This is a genomic window from Pseudomonas sp. efr-133-TYG-23, from assembly GCF_030209215.1.
Classification (GTDB): domain Bacteria; phylum Pseudomonadota; class Gammaproteobacteria; order Pseudomonadales; family Pseudomonadaceae; genus Aquipseudomonas; species Aquipseudomonas rhodesiae.
In genome coordinates this window covers 85,777-105,668 of sequence record NZ_JARVSL010000016.1, presented here as the reverse complement: position 1 = coordinate 105,668, position 19,892 = coordinate 85,777, and the positions used below count along the sequence as shown (strand labels likewise).

Annotated in this window: 13 protein-coding genes; 6 read left to right on the top strand and 7 right to left on the bottom strand. The window is 61.5% G+C overall.

Features of this window, described 5'->3' with window-relative positions:
* Nucleotides 1–17 precede the first annotated feature (17 nt).
* From atpD to QRN41_RS11445, 6 genes are all read left to right on the top strand, one after another.
* Entirely contained in the window at nucleotides 18–1,394 is a 1,377-nt protein-coding gene (atpD, locus tag QRN41_RS11470; protein WP_034101603.1) for a F0F1 ATP synthase subunit beta, read from the top strand.
* A 44-nt stretch (nucleotides 1,395–1,438) separates the two neighbouring features.
* Nucleotides 1,439–1,855: a F0F1 ATP synthase subunit epsilon gene (locus tag QRN41_RS11465; RefSeq protein WP_034101601.1), complete on the top strand. Its 417-nt coding sequence runs from the start codon at nucleotides 1,439–1,441 to the stop codon at nucleotides 1,853–1,855.
* A gap of 123 nt (nucleotides 1,856–1,978) precedes the next feature.
* The gene (gene glmU / locus QRN41_RS11460) at nucleotides 1,979–3,346 is read left to right on the top strand and encodes a bifunctional UDP-N-acetylglucosamine diphosphorylase/glucosamine-1-phosphate N-acetyltransferase GlmU (protein ID WP_285421585.1); all 1,368 of its coding nucleotides are present in this window, start codon (nucleotides 1,979–1,981) and stop codon (nucleotides 3,344–3,346) included.
* A 227-nt stretch (nucleotides 3,347–3,573) separates the two neighbouring features.
* Nucleotides 3,574–4,341: a DeoR/GlpR family DNA-binding transcription regulator gene (locus QRN41_RS11455; protein WP_040266624.1), complete on the top strand. Its 768-nt coding sequence runs from the start codon at nucleotides 3,574–3,576 to the stop codon at nucleotides 4,339–4,341.
* A gap of 10 nt (nucleotides 4,342–4,351) precedes the next feature.
* Nucleotides 4,352–6,184 carry a glutamine--fructose-6-phosphate transaminase (isomerizing) gene (gene glmS / locus QRN41_RS11450; RefSeq protein ID WP_285421584.1) on the top strand — a complete coding sequence of 611 codons (1,833 nt, stop codon included), beginning with the start codon at nucleotides 4,352–4,354 and terminating at the stop codon, nucleotides 6,182–6,184.
* Between the two features lie 61 nt (nucleotides 6,185–6,245).
* Nucleotides 6,246–6,626, top strand: a complete 381-nt coding sequence (locus tag QRN41_RS11445; RefSeq protein WP_034115504.1) for an avidin-fold protein — start codon at nucleotides 6,246–6,248, stop codon at nucleotides 6,624–6,626.
* Here the strand turns inward: QRN41_RS11445 and pbpC are convergent.
* The 7 genes from pbpC to QRN41_RS11410 all read right to left on the bottom strand — a co-directional run bounded on the left by pbpC (nucleotide 6,623) and on the right by QRN41_RS11410 (nucleotide 19,882).
* A complete protein-coding gene (gene pbpC, locus QRN41_RS11440) occupies nucleotides 6,623–8,920 on the bottom strand; it encodes a penicillin-binding protein 1C (RefSeq protein ID WP_285421583.1) in 2,298 nt (765 codons plus the stop codon). The genes QRN41_RS11445 and pbpC overlap by 4 nt on opposite strands.
* Nucleotides 8,901–14,717, bottom strand: coding sequence for an alpha-2-macroglobulin (locus tag QRN41_RS11435; protein ID WP_285421582.1), 5,817 nt, complete (start codon nucleotides 14,715–14,717; stop codon nucleotides 8,901–8,903). Before QRN41_RS11435 ends, pbpC begins: the two co-directional genes overlap by 20 nt.
* A 112-nt stretch (nucleotides 14,718–14,829) precedes the next feature.
* Nucleotides 14,830–15,762 (bottom strand): phosphatidate cytidylyltransferase, encoded by a 933-nt coding sequence (locus QRN41_RS11430; RefSeq protein ID WP_034101582.1) that lies wholly within the window; start codon nucleotides 15,760–15,762, stop codon nucleotides 14,830–14,832.
* Nucleotide 15,763: 1 nt separating this feature from the next.
* Nucleotides 15,764–16,384 carry a lysophospholipid acyltransferase family protein gene (locus QRN41_RS11425; protein WP_285421581.1) on the bottom strand — a complete coding sequence of 207 codons (621 nt, stop codon included), beginning with the start codon at nucleotides 16,382–16,384 and terminating at the stop codon, nucleotides 15,764–15,766.
* Between the two features lie 9 nt (nucleotides 16,385–16,393).
* Nucleotides 16,394–16,837: a hypothetical protein gene (locus QRN41_RS11420; protein WP_034101580.1), complete on the bottom strand. Its 444-nt coding sequence runs from the start codon at nucleotides 16,835–16,837 to the stop codon at nucleotides 16,394–16,396.
* Nucleotides 16,827–18,125, bottom strand: coding sequence for a phosphatase PAP2/dual specificity phosphatase family protein (locus tag QRN41_RS11415; RefSeq protein WP_285421580.1), 1,299 nt, complete (start codon nucleotides 18,123–18,125; stop codon nucleotides 16,827–16,829). The genes QRN41_RS11420 and QRN41_RS11415 overlap by 11 nt, the downstream gene beginning before the upstream one ends.
* Before the next feature lie 2 nt (nucleotides 18,126–18,127).
* A complete protein-coding gene (locus tag QRN41_RS11410) occupies nucleotides 18,128–19,882 on the bottom strand; it encodes a bifunctional alpha/beta hydrolase/class I SAM-dependent methyltransferase (RefSeq protein ID WP_285421579.1) in 1,755 nt (584 codons plus the stop codon).
* Between the last annotated feature and the right edge of the window lie 10 nt (nucleotides 19,883–19,892).

Here is a 19,892-nt window from a genome sequence, read left to right as displayed (position 1 = left end):
ATTCAGAGGATCCAGCTATGAGTAGCGGACGTATCGTTCAAATCATCGGCGCCGTTATCGACGTGGAATTTCCACGCGACAGCGTACCGAGCATCTACAACGCGCTGAAAGTACAAGGCGCGGACACTACCCTGGAAGTTCAGCAGCAGCTGGGCGACGGCGTAGTTCGTACCATTGCGATGGGTTCCACCGAAGGCTTGAAGCGCGGTCTGGACGTTATCGACTCTGGCGCAGCCATCTCCGTACCGGTCGGTAAAGCGACCCTGGGCCGGATCATGGACGTACTGGGCAACCCGATCGACGAAGCTGGCCCGATTGCCACCGACGAACGTTGGGGTATCCACCGCGCCGCGCCGTCGTTCGCAGAACAGGCGGGCGGCAACGACCTGCTGGAAACCGGCATCAAGGTTATCGACCTGGTTTGCCCGTTCGCCAAAGGCGGTAAAGTCGGTCTGTTCGGTGGTGCCGGTGTAGGCAAGACCGTAAACATGATGGAACTGATCCGTAACATCGCCATCGAGCACAGCGGTTATTCCGTGTTCGCCGGTGTGGGTGAGCGTACTCGTGAGGGTAACGACTTCTACCACGAGATGAAGGACTCCAACGTTCTGGACAAAGTGGCACTGGTTTACGGTCAGATGAACGAGCCGCCGGGAAACCGTCTGCGCGTAGCACTGACTGGCCTGACCATGGCCGAGAAGTTCCGTGACGAAGGTAACGACGTTCTGCTGTTCGTCGACAACATCTACCGTTACACCCTGGCCGGTACTGAAGTATCCGCACTGCTGGGCCGTATGCCTTCTGCAGTAGGTTACCAGCCGACCCTGGCTGAAGAGATGGGCGTTCTGCAAGAACGTATCACTTCGACCAAGGAAGGTTCGATCACCTCGATCCAAGCGGTATACGTACCTGCGGATGACTTGACCGACCCGTCCCCAGCGACCACCTTCGCCCACTTGGACGCCACCGTTGTACTGTCCCGTGACATCGCTTCCCTGGGTATCTACCCAGCGGTCGATCCACTGGACTCGACTTCGCGCCAGCTGGACCCGAACGTGATCGGCCAGGAGCACTACGACACCGCTCGCGGCGTTCAGTACGTGCTGCAGCGTTACAAAGAACTGAAGGACATCATTGCGATCCTGGGTATGGACGAGCTGTCGGAAGCCGACAAGCAGTTGGTAAACCGTGCTCGTAAGATCCAGCGCTTCTTGTCGCAGCCGTTCTTCGTGGCTGAAGTCTTCACCGGTGCTTCGGGTAAATACGTTTCCCTGAAAGACACCATTGCTGGCTTCAAAGGCATCCTCAACGGTGACTACGACCACCTGCCAGAACAAGCGTTCTACATGGTCGGCGGCATCGAAGAAGCGATCGAGAAAGCCAAGAAACTGTAATCCAGGCGCCCGGAAACGGGCGCTCATCAGGTTGAGGCAATCAGATGGCTATGACAGTCCATTGCGATATCGTCAGCGCGGAAGGGGAAATCTTCTCCGGTCTGGTAGAAATGGTGATTGCACACGGCGAACTCGGTGACTTGGGTATTGCCATGGGCCACGCGCCATTGATCACCAGCTTGAAGCCAGGTCCGATCACTCTGACCAAGCAAGGCGGGGAAAAGGAGGTGTTTTACATCTCCGGCGGTTTCCTCGAGGTTCAGCCGAACATGGTCAAGGTACTTGCCGACACCGTGCAACGTGCGAGTGACCTGGATGAAGCCTCCGCTCAGGAAGCCGTCAAGGCTGCCGAGAAGGCCCTGAACGAAAAGGGTGCGGACTTCGACTACAGCGCTGCAGCTGTACGTCTGGCCGAGGCTGCAGCTCAGCTGCGCACGCTCCAGCAGATCCGCAAGAAGTAAGCGGCCACGCCGTCATGCTTCATGCGCGATTGATTAAAAAGGGTAGCCTCGGCTACCCTTTTTCTTTTTTTGCAAAACACTTCTTTGGTCTGAACCCGGACCGCCCAGGATTGGTAGCCATTCATGTCTCTTGAAATCGTCATTCTCGCCGCAGGCCAGGGCACCCGTATGCGTTCGGCCCTGCCTAAGGTGCTGCACCCGGTCGCCGGTCATTCAATGCTGGGTCACGTTATCCACAGCGCCCGGCAACTGCAGCCCCAGCGTATCCACGTGGTTATTGGCCACGGTGCCGATGTGGTGCGCGAACGCCTGGCGGCGGACGATCTCAACTTCGTCCTCCAAGACAAGCAATTGGGCACCGGGCACGCCACTGCGCAGGCGGTACCCTTTATCAGCGCAGATACTGTGTTGATCCTTTATGGCGACGTGCCGCTTATTGAAGTCGACACGTTGCAACGTCTGCTCCAGCACGTAGTTCCAGGCCAAATGGGCCTGCTCACCGTGGAACTGGATGACCCGACCGGTTACGGTCGCATCGTGCGCAACGCCGACGGTAAGGTCGCGGCTATTGTTGAGCACAAAGACGCCACCCAAGCCCAACGCGCCATTACCGAAGGCAACACCGGGATTCTGGCTGTGCCTGCCAAGAACCTCGCGGATTGGATGGGCCGCGTGTCCAACAACAATGCCCAGGGCGAGTACTACCTCACCGACGTCATCGAAATGGCGGTGAGCGATGGTTTGCTGGTGGCCACCGAGCAGCCCCACGACCCGATGGAAGTGCAGGGTGCTAACGACCGCAAGCAACTGGCCGAGCTTGAGCGTCACTACCAACTGCGCGAAGGTCGTCGCCTGATGGCCCAGGGCGTTACCCTGCGTGATCCGGCACGTTTCGACATCCGTGGTGAGGTGACCGTGGGCCGCGACGTGCTGATCGATATCAACGTGATCCTCGAAGGCCGCGTGATCATCGAAGACGACGTAGTGATTGGCCCGAACTGCGTGATCAAGGACAGCACCCTGCGCAAAGGCGTGGTGATCAAGGCCAACAGCCATATCGACGGTGCCGTAATGGGCGAGGGCAGCGATGCCGGCCCGTTTGCGCGGCTGCGCCCCGGCAGCGTGCTGGAAGCCAAGGCCCATGTGGGTAACTTCGTTGAACTGAAAAATGCCCATCTGGGCGAAGGCGCCAAGGCCGGTCACCTGGCTTACCTTGGGGACGCGGTCATCGGTGCGCGCACCAATATCGGCGCTGGCACCATCACCTGCAATTACGACGGCGCCAATAAACACCAGACCGTATTGGGCGAAGACGTATTTATCGGCTCCAACAATTCGTTGGTCGCGCCGGTCAAAGTGGGCGATGGCGCGACTACTGCCGCCGGTTCCACCATCAACCAGGATGTGGATAACTTGCAGCTGGGCGTCGCACGCGCTCGCCAGCGCAACATCGACGGCTGGAAGCGCCCGGTCAAGATCAAGAAGACCTGAGTTATCCACAGTTACATAAGCAGCTAGCTTCAAAGGGGGAGGGGGCTTGCCCCCGATGGCGGTGCGTCAGTGGCAGATGAGCTGACTGACCCAGCGCTATCGGGGGCAAGCCCCCTCCCACATTTTCATATGTGTCGTTTAAAAAATCTCTTCTCGACGCTTGACGATACCATCCCAATAGGTTTTGATTGCCTTCGTTATCTTTCGAAACGAAACTTATCACTACCATGTCGAAACGTAATACCCCCCAACGGCGCCACAACATCCTCACCTTGCTCAACGAGCAAGGCGAAGTCAGTGTGGATGAATTGGCCAAGCGTTTCGAAACCTCGGAAGTCACCATTCGCAAGGATCTGGCCGCGCTGGAAAGCAATGGCCTGTTACTGCGGCGCTACGGTGGCGCAATCACCATGCCTCAGGAATTGGTCGGTGATCCTGCCCAACCCATTTCCGCGTACAAACGCGCCATCGCCCGTGCTGCGGTCAAGCGCTTGCGTGAGCATGCGCGAATCATCATCGACAGCGGCAGCACCACAGCGGCCATGATCCCCGAGCTGGGCCATCAGCCCGGCCTGGTGGTGATGACCAACTCCTTGCATGTGGCCAGCGCGTTGAGCGAACTGGAACACGAGCCAGTGCTGTTGATGACCGGCGGCACCTGGGACCCGCATTCGGACTCGTTCCAAGGCCAGGTCGCCGAGCAGGTGCTGCGTTCCTACGACTTTGATCAACTGTTCATCGGCGCCGACGGCATCGATTTACAGCGCGGTACCACCACCTTCAACGAATTGCTGGGCCTGAGCCGCGTAATGGCCGAGGTCGCCCGTGAAGTGGTGGTGATGGTCGAGTCCGACAAGATCGGCCGCAAAATTCCCAACCTGGAACTGCCCTGGAGCAGCGTCCATACCCTTATTACCGATGATCGCCTGCCGCTTGAGGCCCGCGACCAGATCCAAGCCCGCGGCATTACGCTGATATGCGCGGCAATCATCTAGGAGAAATACCATGTGTGGCATTGTTGGCGCAGTCGCTGAACGTAACGTAACGCCCATCCTGATCGAAGGCCTCAAGCGCCTGGAATACCGCGGCTATGACAGCGCCGGTGTGGCGGTTTTTACCAACGCCGGCAAGCTTGAGCGCACGCGTCGCCCGGGCAAGGTCAGCGAATTGGAGCAGGCCCTGGCCGGCGAGCCGCTGGTCGGCCGCCTGGGCATCGCCCATACCCGCTGGGCCACTCACGGTGCACCGTGCGAGCGCAATGCCCACCCGCATTTTTCCGGTGATTTGGCGGTGGTGCACAACGGCATCATCGAAAACCACGAAGTGTTGCGCGAGCAACTCAAGGGTCTGGGTTATGGGTTCACCTCGGACACCGACACCGAAGTGATCGCCCACCTGCTCAACCATAAGCTCAAAGACCTCGGCGACCTGACCACCGCGCTCAAGGCCACCGTCAAGGAACTGCACGGCGCTTACGGCCTGGCGGTGATCAGCGCCAGCCAGCCCGACCGCGTCGTGGCCGCCCGCAGTGGCAGCCCGTTGGTGATTGGCCTGGGCCTGGGTGAAAACTTTCTGGCTTCCGACCAACTGGCCCTGCGCCAGGTGACTGACCGCTTCATGTATCTGGAAGAAGGCGATATTGCCGACATCCGTCGCGAAAGCGTGGCGATCTGGGACGTCAACGGCAACTCTGTCGAGCGCGAGGCGGTGCAATACCGTGATGGCGCCGAAGCCGCCGACAAGGGCGAGTTTCGCCACTTCATGCTCAAGGAAATCCATGAGCAACCATCCGTGGTGCAACGCACCCTGGAAGGTCGCTTGAGCCAGAACCAGGTCCTGGTCAACGCCTTCGGTCCACAGGCCGCCGAGCTGTTCGCCAAGGTCCGCAACGTGCAGATCGTTGCCTGCGGCACCAGCTACCACGCTGGCATGGTCGCGCGTTACTGGTTGGAAGAACTGGCCGGCATCCCGTGCCAGGTCGAAGTGGCCAGCGAGTTCCGTTACCGCAAGGTGGTGGTACAGCCCGATACGTTGTTCGTGACCATCTCCCAGTCCGGCGAAACCGCCGACACCCTGGCCGCCCTGCGCAACGCCAAGGAGCTGGGCTTCCTGGCCAGCCTCGCGATCTGCAACGTCAGCATCAGTTCCCTGGTGCGTGAGTCGGACCTGACCTTACTGACCCAGGCCGGTCGCGAAATCGGCGTGGCCTCCACCAAGGCATTCACCACCCAGCTGGTCGGCCTGTTGCTGCTGACCCTGTCCCTGGGCCAAGTGCGTGGCACTCTTGCCGCTGGCGTCGAAGCCACCTTGGTCGAAGAACTGCGTCGCCTACCAACCCGTTTGGGCGAAGCCCTGGCCATGGACAGCACCGTGGAGAAAGTCGCCGAACTGTTCGCCGACAAGAACCACACCCTGTTCCTCGGCCGTGGCGCGCAGTACCCAGTAGCAATGGAAGGCTCGCTCAAACTCAAGGAAATCTCGTACATCCACGCCGAAGCCTACCCAGCCGGCGAACTCAAACACGGCCCGCTGGCCCTGGTGGATGACGACATGCCAGTGGTCACCGTGGCGCCGAACAATGAACTGTTGGAAAAGCTCAAGTCCAACCTGCAGGAAGTGCGTGCCCGAGGCGGCCAACTGATTGTGTTCGCCGACGAAAAGGCCGGCATGACCAATGGCGAAGGCACCCACGTCATCAACATGCCGCACATCCACGACACCCTGTCGCCGATCCTTTACACCATCCCGCTGCAACTTCTGTCGTACTACGTGGCTGTGCTCAAGGGTACTGACGTCGACCAGCCGCGTAACTTGGCGAAGTCGGTGACGGTGGAGTAATACCGCACGCGCCTGGGGCCCATTCTGGGTCACCAGGCGCCTATGCAAGGACGCGACGCAGATGACACCAACCTTTTCCCAACTTGGCGAGCGTTTGCACAATCGTCGATTTGCGGTCACCAACAATACCCACGGGCTATCCGGTGCCGGCACGGTGTTTCACTACCTTGTTGAGGGTGACGCTATTTCCAGCACCTACAAGGGCGGTCGAATTCGCCTAGGCATGCAAGTCGGACGCGTAACCGGAGTCGATACCATCGAGCTGCTTTTTCATTGTCTGACACTGGACGGTGAACTGCTGTCCGGTTGGTCGCGGGGCACGGTGGGTGTGGATCAGACCGGGCGTACTATCCTGAGTTTTGTCTGGGGTTGGTTGTCGGGGGCTGTGGGAGGAGGGGAGTCCAGCTACGTAGAGGTTGTTGAGAACAAGCGGCATGCCTAAGGCACAAACTCCACCCGCAAGCCCCGACTCGCACTGCGGCCCTGATCGTCACTGACCCGCAACCGATAATCCCCCGACTTTCCCGGTCGCCAATTCAGCGTGGCCTGTGGTGGGCCCTGGCCGATCAACGTTTGGTCAGCAAACCAGTACAGGGTCACCGCGTCGCTGGCCGCGTTCGCGTTCAGCGGGATGCTTTCCTGGGGCTGGGACAGGCGCAGTTGGTAGCTCACTTGGGTCAACGGCGATCGAATCTGCGGCGCTTCGCTCTGGTCGCTGATGCGGTTGGGCTGGCAGTTCTTCATCACGTTGGGCGGTGTGCGGCGCGGCAGGCCGGCGGCGCGGTACAGGCGTTGTACGTCGCTGGGCCAGAATTCGAAGACTTCCTCGCGGGTGTACTGCGCCTCGAACGGTGGGCACGCCGCTTTGCCGGTGCGGGTGTCGATAAGTACCGGGCGGTGCAGGTTGGACACGCGAATCGGTGAGACGCCAGGGATGTACCAGGTCTTGCGGGTTTGCGGGCACCAGCGGTTGGGCAGTTCGCCGGAGGCGGCGCAGACGTCAATGCGCACCAGCCCGGTGGGCGGTTTGTCGGGTTTGATCACCACGTTGGGCAAGGCCAGGGGCAAGGCGTCGGCGATACGGAAGAACAGCGGCGCGGCGGTCTTGGCGCCGATAAACGCCGGGTTCGGGCGCCCGTCGAAGTTACCCACCCACACCACCAACACATACGGACCCACCAGGCCGGCGCTCCACGCATCATGAAAGCCCCAGGACGTGCCGGTTTTCCATGCGGTGCGCCAATGGCGCGCGGGCAGGCCATCCGGACGCGGGTTACGGCGCAGCATATCGCGCACCATGAAGGCGGCCTGAGGGGTGAGCAATTGCGCCCCTGTGGATGGCGCTTGTTCCTGCACATAGCGCAACGCCCGCAGATGCCCGTCACCCGCCAGCATTACGTATAGCCGCGCCAACTCTTCCGGAGTCATTTCGCCGCCGCCAAGGGCGAGGGCCAGGCCGTAATGGCTCTCATCGCGCAGGCCTTTGATGCCGGCACGTTGCAGCAAACCATACAACGACGGCGACTTGACCTGGCTGGCCAGCCACACCGCCGGGATATTGCGACTACGGATCAAAGCATCCCGCGCCGTCAGCGGGCCGACAAAACTGCCGTCGAAATTTTCCGGCTGGAAGTAGCCGAAGTTACTGGGCAAATCCTTGAGGATACTCATGGGATGGATAATCCCTTGGTCCAGCGCCAGCCCGTACAGAAAGGGCTTGAGCGTCGACCCCGGCGAGCGTCGCGACAACACGCCGTTGACCTGGCCGTGGATGCCTGTGGATAAGTAATTCGCCGAGCCCACCAGCGCCTTGACGCTCTGGTCGCGGCTGTCGATCAGGATGGCCGTGGCGTTTTCCACGCCGGTGCTGCGTCGCTCGGCAATAAAGCCGCTGATCAGACGTTCCAGCAATTGCTGGAGCGGCAGGTTGAGGGTGCTGTTGATTTGCGTGCCGGTCTCGGAGGCCAGCAGCTGTTCGCTCAGGTGCGGCGCCAGAAACGGGATCTGCTGGCGATTGCGCGCCTCCAGCGGCAGGTCGAGCAGACTGTCGTTGCGCGGGTCTTGTGGATAAGTCTCGCGCCAGTCGGCCATCAAGCGCAGCCGTGCGTTTTGCAGCGACGGCCCGAAGCGCGCACGCCGCCCCGGTTGCTGCGGAATCACCGCCAGCGCCAGCGCTTCGGACAGCGATAACTGCGCTGCCGATTTACCGAAGTAGATACGACTGGCCGCCTCGGCCCCCTCGATATTGCCGCCCATGGGCGCCAGGTTGAGGTAGGCCTCAAGGATGTCGTGCTTGCTGTAGCGCGCCTCCAGCCACAGCGCCAAGGCCATCTGCTGCAACTTGCCCGGTACCTGGCGAGTGTTCAGGTCCCACAGGCGCCGCGCCAGTTGCATGCTCAGGGTCGACCCACCCTGGCGTTGGCCGCCGCTGTAGGTAGCAAGGGCCGCGCGCAGCAATGCCGGGGGATTGATCCCCGGGTGCCAGTAGAAGTTGCGATCCTCCTTGAGCAATAAGGCTTCGATCAATGAAGGCGATATCCGCTCCAGCGGTAGCCATAGACGGTATTGGTCGTCATCCGCCAAGGTCATGCGCAGTAGCGCGCCGTCGTCGGCCAGCACCACCCGCGATGAGGTAACGGCCTGTTCCAGCGGGGCATGGGGCCACAGGCGCAGCCCCGCCACCACCACCGCCGCTGCGAGCAGCGGCGTCAGGCGCTTAAGGCTTGGTAATTTCAAGCTGGCCTACTTTGCCGCGCCCTTGCAGGGTGGTTTCGTACATGCCTTCGGCGTAGGCCGGTGGGGTATTGAAGGTCCCCGCGTTGGTGGCGCGCACGCGGTACACGAAGGTGCCTGCGTCACGCAGGGCAGTGCCGTACAGCACCACTCGATCATCGCGTACGTCCACATAGTCCGGCTGCCAATTACTTAGCTCGGTTTCGCCGATGGGGGCTTGCCATGTGTCCGCCTCTTGGCTGTCTTCACTGGTTTCCACGTACTCGGCGTCGTCACCTTCGCCTTCACTTTCCTCAGTGCTCGCCGCTTCCGGCTCCGGCGGCAAGTTATACACAGGCTCGACGCCGCCAGGCAGCAGATCGACCACCGCCACTTGCTGCACTTGGTCACGGTCAGTGGCGCGCAGACGCAGGCGCACCAAGAATTCATCGCCCACGGCCACCTTGCTTACGGGCTCGCCCTTGAGATCGAGGTACTCGTGGATGATTTCCAGGCCATTGTTGATCGGCTTGAGCTTGGCACCCTTGTCGAAACCGGCTTCGCTGAGCATGTAAAACGCCGCCGGGCCGTCGGACTTCTCCATCACCAGCTTCTTCGTGGCCGCCGGCACGGCAGCCCGCGGCGGCTGGCCGGCCATCTCCAACAGTTGTTGCTGCTTGTCGCTCAACCAGGCGCTGGCCTTGAGGGTCATGTCGCTTTGCGCCCGCTGGCCGTAGTTGTCCAGGGCGCGCAGCAGCAGGGCCGCCGACAGCGAGTTGTAGCGCTGTTCGTTGAGGCGCTTGCCGAGTTTATCCAGCAACGCTGTCGGTACGTCGTCCAGCATTTGCGGGAAGTGCCGGGCCAGCAGGTGCAGGTGTTCAGCATCGTGTACCAGCGGGTCGTAATAAAGGCCGTCGCTGTCCCACTTATCCACAAGGGCGCGCCATGGGATTTTGCGGAACAAGGCATCGGCCTGACGATCCTGTTTGAGCAACTTGTAGCTGGCGGCCAAGTAAGCTGCGCCCAAGTCGTTCTGCCAGGTGTCCTTGAAGTAGCTTTCGTAACGTTCGCGGATATCGCTTAAGGCGCCGCTGACCAGAATCCCCTGACGGCTCAACAGGTAACTGGCGTAAGCGCGATTGCGCAATTCCGACAGGCCTTCGCTAGGACCATTGGCCAGGTCTGTCAGATAAGCATTCGAGCGAACCAACAGGTCTTCCGGTACCAGCAGCCCGCGCTCCTTGGCTTCGATCAGGAAGTCGGTGGCGTATAGGCTGGCGTACGGCGCCACGTCGGGGTTGGCAGCCCACAAACCGAAGCCACCGGCCTGGTTCTGGCGCTGGCGCAGCATGCGTACCGCACTGCCGAAGGCTTGCTCGGCCTCCGGTGCCGTGCCGCCCCAGATCAACGCCGGCATGGCCTTGGACACCAATTGCTCGGTGCACGCGTAGCCGTAGTCATCCAAGTAATGCTTGAGGCCGTTGGCCCATACCAGCGGCGAAGCAGCCACGCCCAGTTGCACGTCTCGCAGTTGGCCGAACAGTTCGCGGGTCGGTTTCAGTTCTTTGCTGGCGCTGTCGAAGCGACCCAGGCTCAGGGCCACGCGATGCTCGCTCAGAGGACGGATCGACGTGGTTTCGGCCACTTGAATACGTTTGCCGTCCGGCAGCACCGCGACAAAGCGCAGGTCTGCCGAACCCAGGGTTTCGCCGACCTTGATCTTGAATTCGGCGGTGCCTTCCTTGCGCGGTTGCAAGGACAACGTGCTGCCCTTGTCACCCTGTACCACCAGACCGGTGCTGGTTTGCAGTTCAAACTTCACGTCCGCCGCCGCGTCGAGGTTGCTGAACACCCCGGCGCTGACATTGAACACGTCACCCGGCGCCACGAAGGCGGGTACGTTTGGCGTGATCACGATGGGGCTGCGCACTTCGGTGTTGGCTTCGCTGACGCCAACGCTGTCGCTGTCTACCGCCACCGCAAACAGGTGCAACTTGCCGTTGAAGCTGTCCGGCACCTGGTAGTGCAGCACGGTTTCACCGGCCGGCAAATCCACCAGGCCGGACCACCAGGCCACTGGTGGCTGGTGTTTGCGCTTGAACGGGTTGAGATGATTGGCCAGGGCGCCTTCCGTATCGCCACCGGGCGCCGCCCCACTGAGCAGGCGGCTGAATTCCGGCAGGATCAGGTCAAGGATCTGACTGGTGCCGACCTCCAACGCGCGCTTCTGGAAGAAAAAGCCCAGCGGGTCCGGCGTCTGATAGCGCGCCACCTGCAAGATGCCTTCGTCCACCGCGTACACCACTGCACGGCCCGGCCGATCGGTACTGACTTTGATGTCCAATGTCTGCCCCGGCTCGATCTTCGCCGGGCCTTCCACTTTCAACGCCATGCGCCGTGCATCCAGGTTGATGCTGAACGGCACCACCCCGTAGGACAACGGGCTCATGTACACCTCCGGCGAGCCCATATCGCGTACGAACTGCACGTTAACGTAGGCATTGCCCTCAAGGCCCGCAGGTACGCGGATATGTTGCACGCTGGTGGTGCTGTCGGCCTTGAACCACTGCTGGGTGTAGACCTTGTCGCGTTCGATGGTGATCAGGCCCGCCCCGGTGTACGGCGCCCGCAGGCTGATAGCGATCTCGTCACCGGTGGCATAGCTGCGTTTATCCAGGCGCAATTGCAGTTCGGCGTTGCGCTCCAGAGAGCGTGAGGTATTGCCATGGCCAGCGACGCTGTAGTCGATCTGGTTGAGCAGGTTGCCGTTGGCGTCCTTGACTTGCAGGGTGAAGTCGCCCGGTGTCGCGGTGTTCAACGTCTGTGTAGCGCCCTCCTTGGTCATCGCCAGCGGTGAGGCTGGCTGGCTGATGTTCTTGATACGCGACTCGTACTTGTAGGTACCGTTGGATTGTTTCACCAGCACCGAGACATAGCGGTGCTCGACCACTTCGCTGGTCAGGCCATCCACCGCCAGCGGCGTGAGGTCCGGCGCCACGGCCAGCCATTGCACCTGGCGCGGCGCATCCTTGGCGACGTACGACAGCGAATCCTGACTTTTCACACCCACCAGGTAGGGCGCGGACGACACCAGCAAGGCACTCTGCGCTGCCACATTGCGACCGCCCTCGGCTTCATACACCTGGGTCATCACTTGCAGGCGGTAAGTGCTGTTGGCGAAACGTTGCAGGTTGAGGTCGAGCACGGCTTGGCCTTTGTCGTCGAGTTTGCTTTCGGCGAGGTCTTCGGTGCTTGCGTCTTCCAGAGAGTCGTTAAGACGGAAGCGGTAATCGGGGTAGCGATCAAAGGCCGCGAGCGTCGGGCTCAGGGACATTTTGCCGGTGACGCGACGGTCCGCCGCCGGCGCGCCGAACAGGTGCATGGCAGTGACCTTGGCCACCACTTGGTCCGGCGCAATCCAACCCGCCACCGGGGTGTCGTGCAGGCTCAGGCTGACTTTCATGCGGTCCGGTTCGAAGTCACGCACCTTGAAGTTGACGCTGCCCAGGTCGGTGCGCGTCTGTTTCTGGCCGATCAGCTGCAGCGTTGCGGTGTAATCCCCGGCGGGGGCGACTTCGCTGCTGGGGAAATCAAAACTCTCAAAACCGCTGGCGGACAGCTTCAGCGGCTGGCGGATCACTTCCAGGCCGCGTGGATCGGTGATTTGCAGTTCCACCGGCAAGCCTTGCAGGGCGCCTTTCCAGTTACCACTGCGCACGATCATGCCCAGGTGCGCGGTTTCGCCGGGCCGGTACAGGCCGCGGTCGGTGAACAGGTAAGCGCTGAGGCGATCGATCGCACCGTCTTCTTCCAAACCGCCTACATCAAAACGCGATAAATCCAGTTGTTGGGACTGACGGGCAATGGGCAGGAAGGACTGGTCATTGCCGCGAGTGACCACATACATCAGCGGCGTTTTCTCACGGCGCAGTTCATCGAGCTTGGCGAAATGCGCATGGCCTTCGGCATCCGAATGGCCACTGGCGACCGGCAGGCCGTTGCGACCAATGATGTCGACCTGCGCATCGGCCACCGGAGAACCGCTGCCGATGGATTGCACATACACATCGTGGCTGCCATCGCTGGAACGTTTGGCGATGATGCCCAGGTCGGTCACCACGATAAACCGCAGGTCGCGGGTGCCGCTGCGGTCATAGTCGAAGGTGCGTTCGGCCTGTTCATCCTGGGGGCTGAGCTTAAGTACAAAAATACCGCGCCGGCCGCCATTGGCGGTGAGGTAGTGGCTCAGGTCCACATTGTCGTAGACGGTTTTGGCCGGGTCATTGGACGACAGGGGAATGTCCAGAGCCTGACGCTCGACCATGCGATCGAAGTACTCGTTACCAAAATTAGGGCGGGCGAAGCTGCCGCTGCTCTGGTCCACCAGGTGCTGCAGTTGATTAGGCAGCAGTCGCGCAATTTCCACATGGGCGCCGGGCACGCCACGGGCCATGAAGCCCAAGCGCTTTTCGCCGTTGAGGCTGAGCAACGCGCCGTCGGACAGAAACTGCAACGTGCGCGGATACGCCGGCATGCTTATCAGGGACGCCGTGGGATTTTTCGCCAAGTAGCCGCCGATAGCTTCCAAATTGGCGGGTACGCGCACGTAAAGGGCCCGGCCGGCCGGGGCCTTGAACTTGAACGCGTGCAGGGTGTTCAGCGGTTCCACGCTGGGCACGTGGGTGAGGCTGACTTTGGTGCTGCGGGCGAGCAGGGCATCGTCAATGTCGACGGTGGTGTAGGGACGGGTGTCGTCCTCGGCTTTTTCTGGCAACAGCCAGGCCTGCACCTTACCGGCGATGGTGTCATCGGCTACGGCGCTGGAACTGCTGAACATCAGCACCGGCTCCGGCTCGCCGCGCGCATTGTCCACAAAGCTCACTTCGGCACCGGTAAACGTCAGGCGATAACGCCCGGGCACAGTCACTTCCGCTACCAGCGGTGCAGTGCTGGCGTTGCCACCGTCGCGGGCCTTGATGCCTTCATCCAACTTGGCACTGACGGGCGTGCTTTCCAGCGGCGTGGCCAGCGCGGCGGAGCGCACATAGGCGTTGAGTTTGTGCTCGTCGAAGGTGATTTCCGGGCGATTGGGCAGCTGCGCATCACGGTACGCCAGGCCTTTGCCGAGGATGACCGACACGCGCTTACGTAGGCTGTCTTCATCTACCGGGTGGGAAAAATGGAAGGTCGCCACCAGCTGTTTTAGCGTCGGGTTGGACGGGTCTTGATACAACTCGTTTTGCGCCAGGGTGGCGCGGAAGGGCTGGGTGGAAAACTGGCTGCTGTATTGGCTGAGCAATACGCCATCGGCCAGCAGGTTTTTCTTGGCCAGGTCCAGGGTGTAACCCGCATCCACAGGCCAGTCTTTCTCCGGTACGAACAACAAGGTGCGGTCATCGGCCCAGCGCCAGGTGCCGGCCACGGTAGGCTTGAGGCTGATGCCTTCGCTCACCGGTTTGCCGATGGCCGCCAATGGGGCCACCGATTCGGCAAAACGCACCTGCAAGTTATCCACAACGGGGGATGGCTGTGTGTAGTCGGTCAGATTGGGTTTGTGCAGCGAATAGCCCACGGTGTGCGGCTGCGGCAGGTTGGAATACCACTGCCAACCATAAAAGCCCATGGCCGCCAGCAGCATCAGGCCCAAAACCCCGGCACCGGCTTGGCGTGGATAAGCACGCGCCTTGCGGCCCAGATTCGCCAGGCCATGGCCAATAGCACGCAGCCAGCGCGGCGGATGCCACTGGCCAAACACGGCCCCCACCAGAGTCAGAAACACACCCACAACACGGCGGCTGATGGCTTTAAGCGAATCGAACATGGTGAGCATCCCTGGCTGAGTGCGGCGTATCTTACACGGGTCTTTGTAACAAAAAGTGGGAGGGTTTTACCCCTCCCACCGTTTGATCATTAGTTGTTTGAGTGCGGTGATGTCAGGTCCACCAGTAGCGCACCAGATGAAAGAAAATCGGCGCAGCAAAACACACCGAATCCAGCCGATCCAACATGCCGCCATGACCTTCGATCATATGCCCCCAGTCCTTCACCCCCCGGTCGCGCTTGATCGCCGACATCACAATCCCGCCGGCGAAGCCGAGCAGATTGATCAGCAAGGCGATCAGGAATGACTGCCACGGGTTGAACGGCGTGGTCCACCACAACGCCGCGCCGATCAGGGAGGACAGCAGAATGCCGCCGACGAAGCCTTCCACGGTTTTGGACGGCGACAGGTTGGGCGCGATCTTACGTTTGCCGAATAACTTGCCGCACACGTACTGCAGCACGTCCGACAGTTGCACCACGATCACCAGGTAGGCGATCAGCAGCAGGTTGCGGCCTTCGTAGCCGGGAATGTCGAGGGTCAATAGCGCCGGCACGAACGACACGCAGAACACCGCGATCATCAGCCCCCACTGCACTTTCGACGCGCGCTCCAGAAAGTGCGTGCTGTCGCCGCCCAGGGACGCGAGGATCGGCAGCAGCAGGAACACGTACACCGGGATAAAGATCGAGAACAAACCGTACCAGTCCGAGTAAATCAGCAGGTATTGCAGCGGCAGCGCCAGGTAGAACGCGGCCACCAGCGCGGGGTAGTCGCTGCGTCGGGTGGGCGTGAGGGTCAGGAATTCGCGCAGGGCATAGAACGACACGGCGTAGAACAACAGGATCACCGCGCCGGTGCCGAGCCAGAAGGCAATGCCGATCACCACCACCATCACCCACCAGGCATTGATGCGTGCGTTGAGGTTGTCGATCACCGCGTTTGGCGTGCCACGGGTGCGCAGTTTGAGGATCAGCCCGATCAACGACGCCAGCACCAGGATCGCGCCGATCCCGCCGAACAACATCAGGGTTTGGCTAGGCATATCAGAAATGCTCCGGGGCGAGGGCGAGCAAGGCATCGCGGGTACGGGCGAGGAACGTGGCTTTGTCTTCGCCGTCCTCCAGGTGCAGCGGTGCGCCGAAGCTGGTGGTACACAGCAGCGGCAGCGGCAGAACTCGGCCCTTGGGCATGACCCGGTTGAGGTTGGCTATCCACACCGGCACCAGTTCGGCCTGTGGGTAACTTTTTGCCAGGTGGTACAGGCCGCTTTTGAATTGCAGCAGTCCGTCTTCCAGATTGCGCGTGCCTTCGGGAAAAATGATCAGTGAATCGCCGCCCTCAAGGGCATCGAGCATCGGCTGCAAGGGGTTATCCACAGGCTCTTTGCGCTCCCGATCAATCAGCACGCCATTGAATACGCGGTTGATGATGTAGCGACGCAGGGCGCTCTTGTTCCAGTAGTCGCTACCGGCCACTGGGCGCGTGAATGCGCGCAGATTTTGCGGCAGCGAGGCCCACAGCAGCACAAAGTCGCCGTGGCTGCTGTGGTTGGCGAAGTAGATACGTTGCACCGGCACCGGCGCGCAACCCAGCCACAGGCTGCGGGCGCCGGTGACGGTGCGGGCCATGGAGGTAATCAGCGTAGCAACCACAGGTTCGAACATGGGGATTCCTTATCCGGCAAAAGGCAGCCAAGGGCTGGCGAGGATCACGGCCAGGGTCAGCAGGGCTTGCGCGCCTAGCAACCAGGCTTGTTTGCGCAGCAGTTTGAGGGCGCCGCGACGGCGCTCGGCCCAAGGCCGGCCGGCGCGCTTGGCCGATTGCAGGCCCAGGCTTTGCAGCGCTTGGTCGAGGTCGGCGGTGCGTTCGGTGTCGCGGGCCAGCAACGCAAACAGGTCTGCATCGAAGGCCACGCGCAGCGCCCAATACTTTTGCAGCAAGCCAAGAATAATCATCCACAGGCTGAGCAACAGGCAGATCGGCGACACGCTGGCCATCAGCAACTGAGCGAGGCCGAACAATACACCGACCAGCGTAAGGCCTGTGGATAACTGATCCAGCGAGCGGCCGCGGCGCAGCAGGCTGGCGACGACCTGGAGTTCCATATCAGCGGGCATGGGGCAAACCCTCCAGCGCTAAACGGTGAGCAGGATGCAGGACCACTTCGGCCCGCGCTGTACGAATCATAGCCAGCGCCTCATCCACCGTTGCGGCGCGCCCGCTGTTTAGCAACCAGGCGGCGACGGCGGTGGCGCTGCGCGAATAACCCAGGGCGCAGCACACCAGCAATGGGCCGTCGTCGTGCAAACGCTCGATGGCCTGGGCCGCTTGCAGGCATTCGGCGGGTGTGGGCGTGGTCAGGTCCAACACCGGAATGCACTGATAGGCACGACCCTGTGGATGAATCGGTAACTCTGCGCATAGATCGATGATGGCGTTGAAGGAAGTTTGCTCGCCAGTTGTGGGAATTCGCCCGAGCCAGACGTTATCCACAATCAGATCCGGCTGGGGATGTTTGCGTGTCCACAGCCGCGAATTTATCCACGCCCCGGCCAGGTAAGGTGCGTACAGCCAGCGAGCGGCTGGCGTCAGTCGACCATCGCTGCGTTTTTGAAAACCGGCAGCGCCCAGCACGCAATAGTTCGTACTGACCAACCCCAGCGACACCGCCGGCCACAGCAGCCATAACCAGCCGCCGCCAAACGCCAAGGCCAGTATTGCCAGGGCCACGGCCATCAGCCCGTAGCGCAACCCCAGTCGCCAGCGCTTAGGGTCGCGGGCCAGGTGGGCATTCAGCAGCGGGCTCGGGTGCTCCACCGGCCACAACCACACGCACAGCCAGCCGGCAAGGGCGCCTGTGGGTAAGTCGATAAAGTGATGTTGATAAGTAGTCAGTACGGAAATACCGATCAAGGCAAACCAGCCATGCACCACCCAGCGCCACACGCCTTGAGCGTGCCGCTGGTACATCACCCACAGAATCACCAGCAGCGCGATATGCAGCGAGGGCGCCTGGTTGAAGGGTTTGTCGAAGCCCGCCAGTACGGCAAACAACCAGCCGAATACGCCATCCAGTTCGGGCCGCTCGAAGGTGAAGCGCAGCGGCCAGATCAAAAAGCAGCTGACAGCGATGACCTGGGCGGACAGCAAGCGCAGGGCGTGTTGTTTCAATTCATGGCGGCTGTTGGGCAGCAGCAGGGAGAAGCCATACAGCAGGTCAATGGACCAGTAGGGCACGATGGTCCAGGCCCAAAAGGGCATATGGCTTTCCCAATCGAACACCAGTGTGCCGACATCGCTGCGCTGGCTGGTGACCCAGGTGGCAAAGCCGTAGGTGCTGAAAAACAGCGGTGCCAACAGTAGCAGCCACAGAACGGCAGGCTTTAACAGGCCGGGTTCGCGCATGATCAGATCTTCTGGGCCAGGGACACGGTGAAAATGCCCCACTCATCCACGCGCTGGGTAATCTTGCGGAAACCGGCGGCTTCCACCAGTTGGTCCATTTCCGCCTGGCTGCGCCGACGCATGACCCAGGCTTGACCCTGGCGATGGCTGGTCAGCGCACGGGCGATCAGCTCCAGCTGCGGGTGCCATGGCTGGCCGGTGTAGACCAGATAACCGCCAGGCTCCAGCGCCTCGGCCAAGCCGGCCAGCGAGCCGCCGACCATGGCGTTATCGGCGAACAATTCGTACAGCCCGGACACCACCGCCAGGGTCGGCTTGGGGTCCAGCGCCGCCAGATCCTGGCGGTCAAACGCGTCGCCTTTGACGAACTGCGCAATATCCCCCAGGCCCTTTTCGCGGATCAGCGCGCCACCGTCGCGCACGTTGATGTCGCTGTAGTCGCGCAGCAGGATTGATTCCGGCAGCGGCGTCACCCCTTGCAACGCCTCTAGGATGTAACGGCCATGGCCGGCGGCGATGTCGACGATGCGCACCGCGCGCTGTTCATCGCGCAACCTGGCCATGGCCAGGCGCAGCAGTTCTTCGACGTTCAATTTGCGTTGGCGAATACCGCGCCAGCCGATGGAGTTGAGGTAATTGGTGTCGATCATCCGCCCCAGGGCGCCTTTGCCGGTGGGGGTGTTGCGGTATACGTAATCCAGGGTGCTGCCCGAGTCGAAACCGGTGTCGAAGCCCAGCTTGACCCCTTCGGACAGGTTCTTGCCCAGGCCCATGCTGGCGCGGGTCATGCGCCAGTACAGGTCACGCAGGGAGTTGCGCGGCAGCGGTGCGGCGAGGGCTTCGGACTCGGCGCAGGTGGTGCCCAGTTTGTCGGCATTCAGCAGCGAAGCGCGGTCCAGCGGTTGGGTGAAGTTCTGCAGAATAAACCGCCGTGCGCTGCTCACCGCCACCGCGCGGTCGCGTTCGCCGAGGGTGTCGTGAAAGAAACCGGGGAGGATATGCAGTTCTTTTTTCAGGCTGCCCAGGCGGTCGAAAAACTGCTGCTGGGGTTTGCGGTGCACCACGAAGTCGGCGCCAGACACCAGCAACTGAGTCGGCACCTGGATCGCCTGGGCGTCGGCTACTACCCGGTCGGCAGCTTCGTACAGGCCCAGCAGTACGTTGACCGAAATCGCCTTGGTGATCAGCGGGTCGCTGTCGTAGGACGCCACGCGCTCCGGGTCGTGGCTGAGGAACTTGGCCTTCACATAGCTGTTGACGAAAAAGTTGCCGCGAAACTTGCGCATCAAGGCCAGGCCCGGCCGCGCGAACGGCACATACAGCTTGACCTTGAACGCCGGGGAGGCGAGCACCAGCGCGCGGATTTTCGGCGCGTAATCATGTACCCAGGTGGCAGCGATCACCGCGCCGACACTTTGGGCGACCACGGCGAAGTTCTCTTGCTCGATGCCGTAGGTGACGCCGATATGGTCGCAAAAGGTCTGCACATCGCGAGCACTGGTAGCAAAACTGGGGCTGTCGCCGCGTTCGCCGGGTGACTGACCATGGCCACGGGCGTCCCAGGCGAAGAAGTCGAACTGAGGCAGGTCGAGTTCGTCGACCAAATGCGCGATACGCCCCGAATGCTCATGGCCGCGATGGAACAACACGATTGCCTTACGCGGCTCGCCGCCCGCTGGGGCGGTGGCCGGCCAGTGCCGATAGAAAAGCTCGACGCCATCATGGGTACTGAAGGTGTGCTCTTGCTGTTCGCGCATCGCAGAATCC

Coding starts and splice junctions, on each gene's coding strand:
- atpD (WP_034101603.1), top strand. CDS start 18: ATGAGTAGCGGACGTATCGTTCAAATCATCGGCGCCGTTATCGACGTG.
- QRN41_RS11465 (WP_034101601.1), top strand. CDS start 1,439: ATGGCTATGACAGTCCATTGCGATATCGTCAGCGCGGAAGGGGAAATC.
- glmU (WP_285421585.1), top strand. CDS start 1,979: ATGTCTCTTGAAATCGTCATTCTCGCCGCAGGCCAGGGCACCCGTATG.
- QRN41_RS11455 (WP_040266624.1), top strand. CDS start 3,574: ATGTCGAAACGTAATACCCCCCAACGGCGCCACAACATCCTCACCTTG.
- glmS (WP_285421584.1), top strand. CDS start 4,352: ATGTGTGGCATTGTTGGCGCAGTCGCTGAACGTAACGTAACGCCCATC.
- QRN41_RS11445 (WP_034115504.1), top strand. CDS start 6,246: ATGACACCAACCTTTTCCCAACTTGGCGAGCGTTTGCACAATCGTCGA.
- QRN41_RS11435 (WP_285421582.1), bottom strand. CDS start 14,717: ATGTTCGATTCGCTTAAAGCCATCAGCCGCCGTGTTGTGGGTGTGTTT.
- QRN41_RS11430 (WP_034101582.1), bottom strand. CDS start 15,762: ATGCCTAGCCAAACCCTGATGTTGTTCGGCGGGATCGGCGCGATCCTG.
- QRN41_RS11425 (WP_285421581.1), bottom strand. CDS start 16,384: ATGTTCGAACCTGTGGTTGCTACGCTGATTACCTCCATGGCCCGCACC.
- QRN41_RS11420 (WP_034101580.1), bottom strand. CDS start 16,837: ATGCCCGCTGATATGGAACTCCAGGTCGTCGCCAGCCTGCTGCGCCGC.
- QRN41_RS11415 (WP_285421580.1), bottom strand. CDS start 18,125: ATGCGCGAACCCGGCCTGTTAAAGCCTGCCGTTCTGTGGCTGCTACTG.
- QRN41_RS11410 (WP_285421579.1), bottom strand. CDS start 19,882: ATGCGCGAACAGCAAGAGCACACCTTCAGTACCCATGATGGCGTCGAG.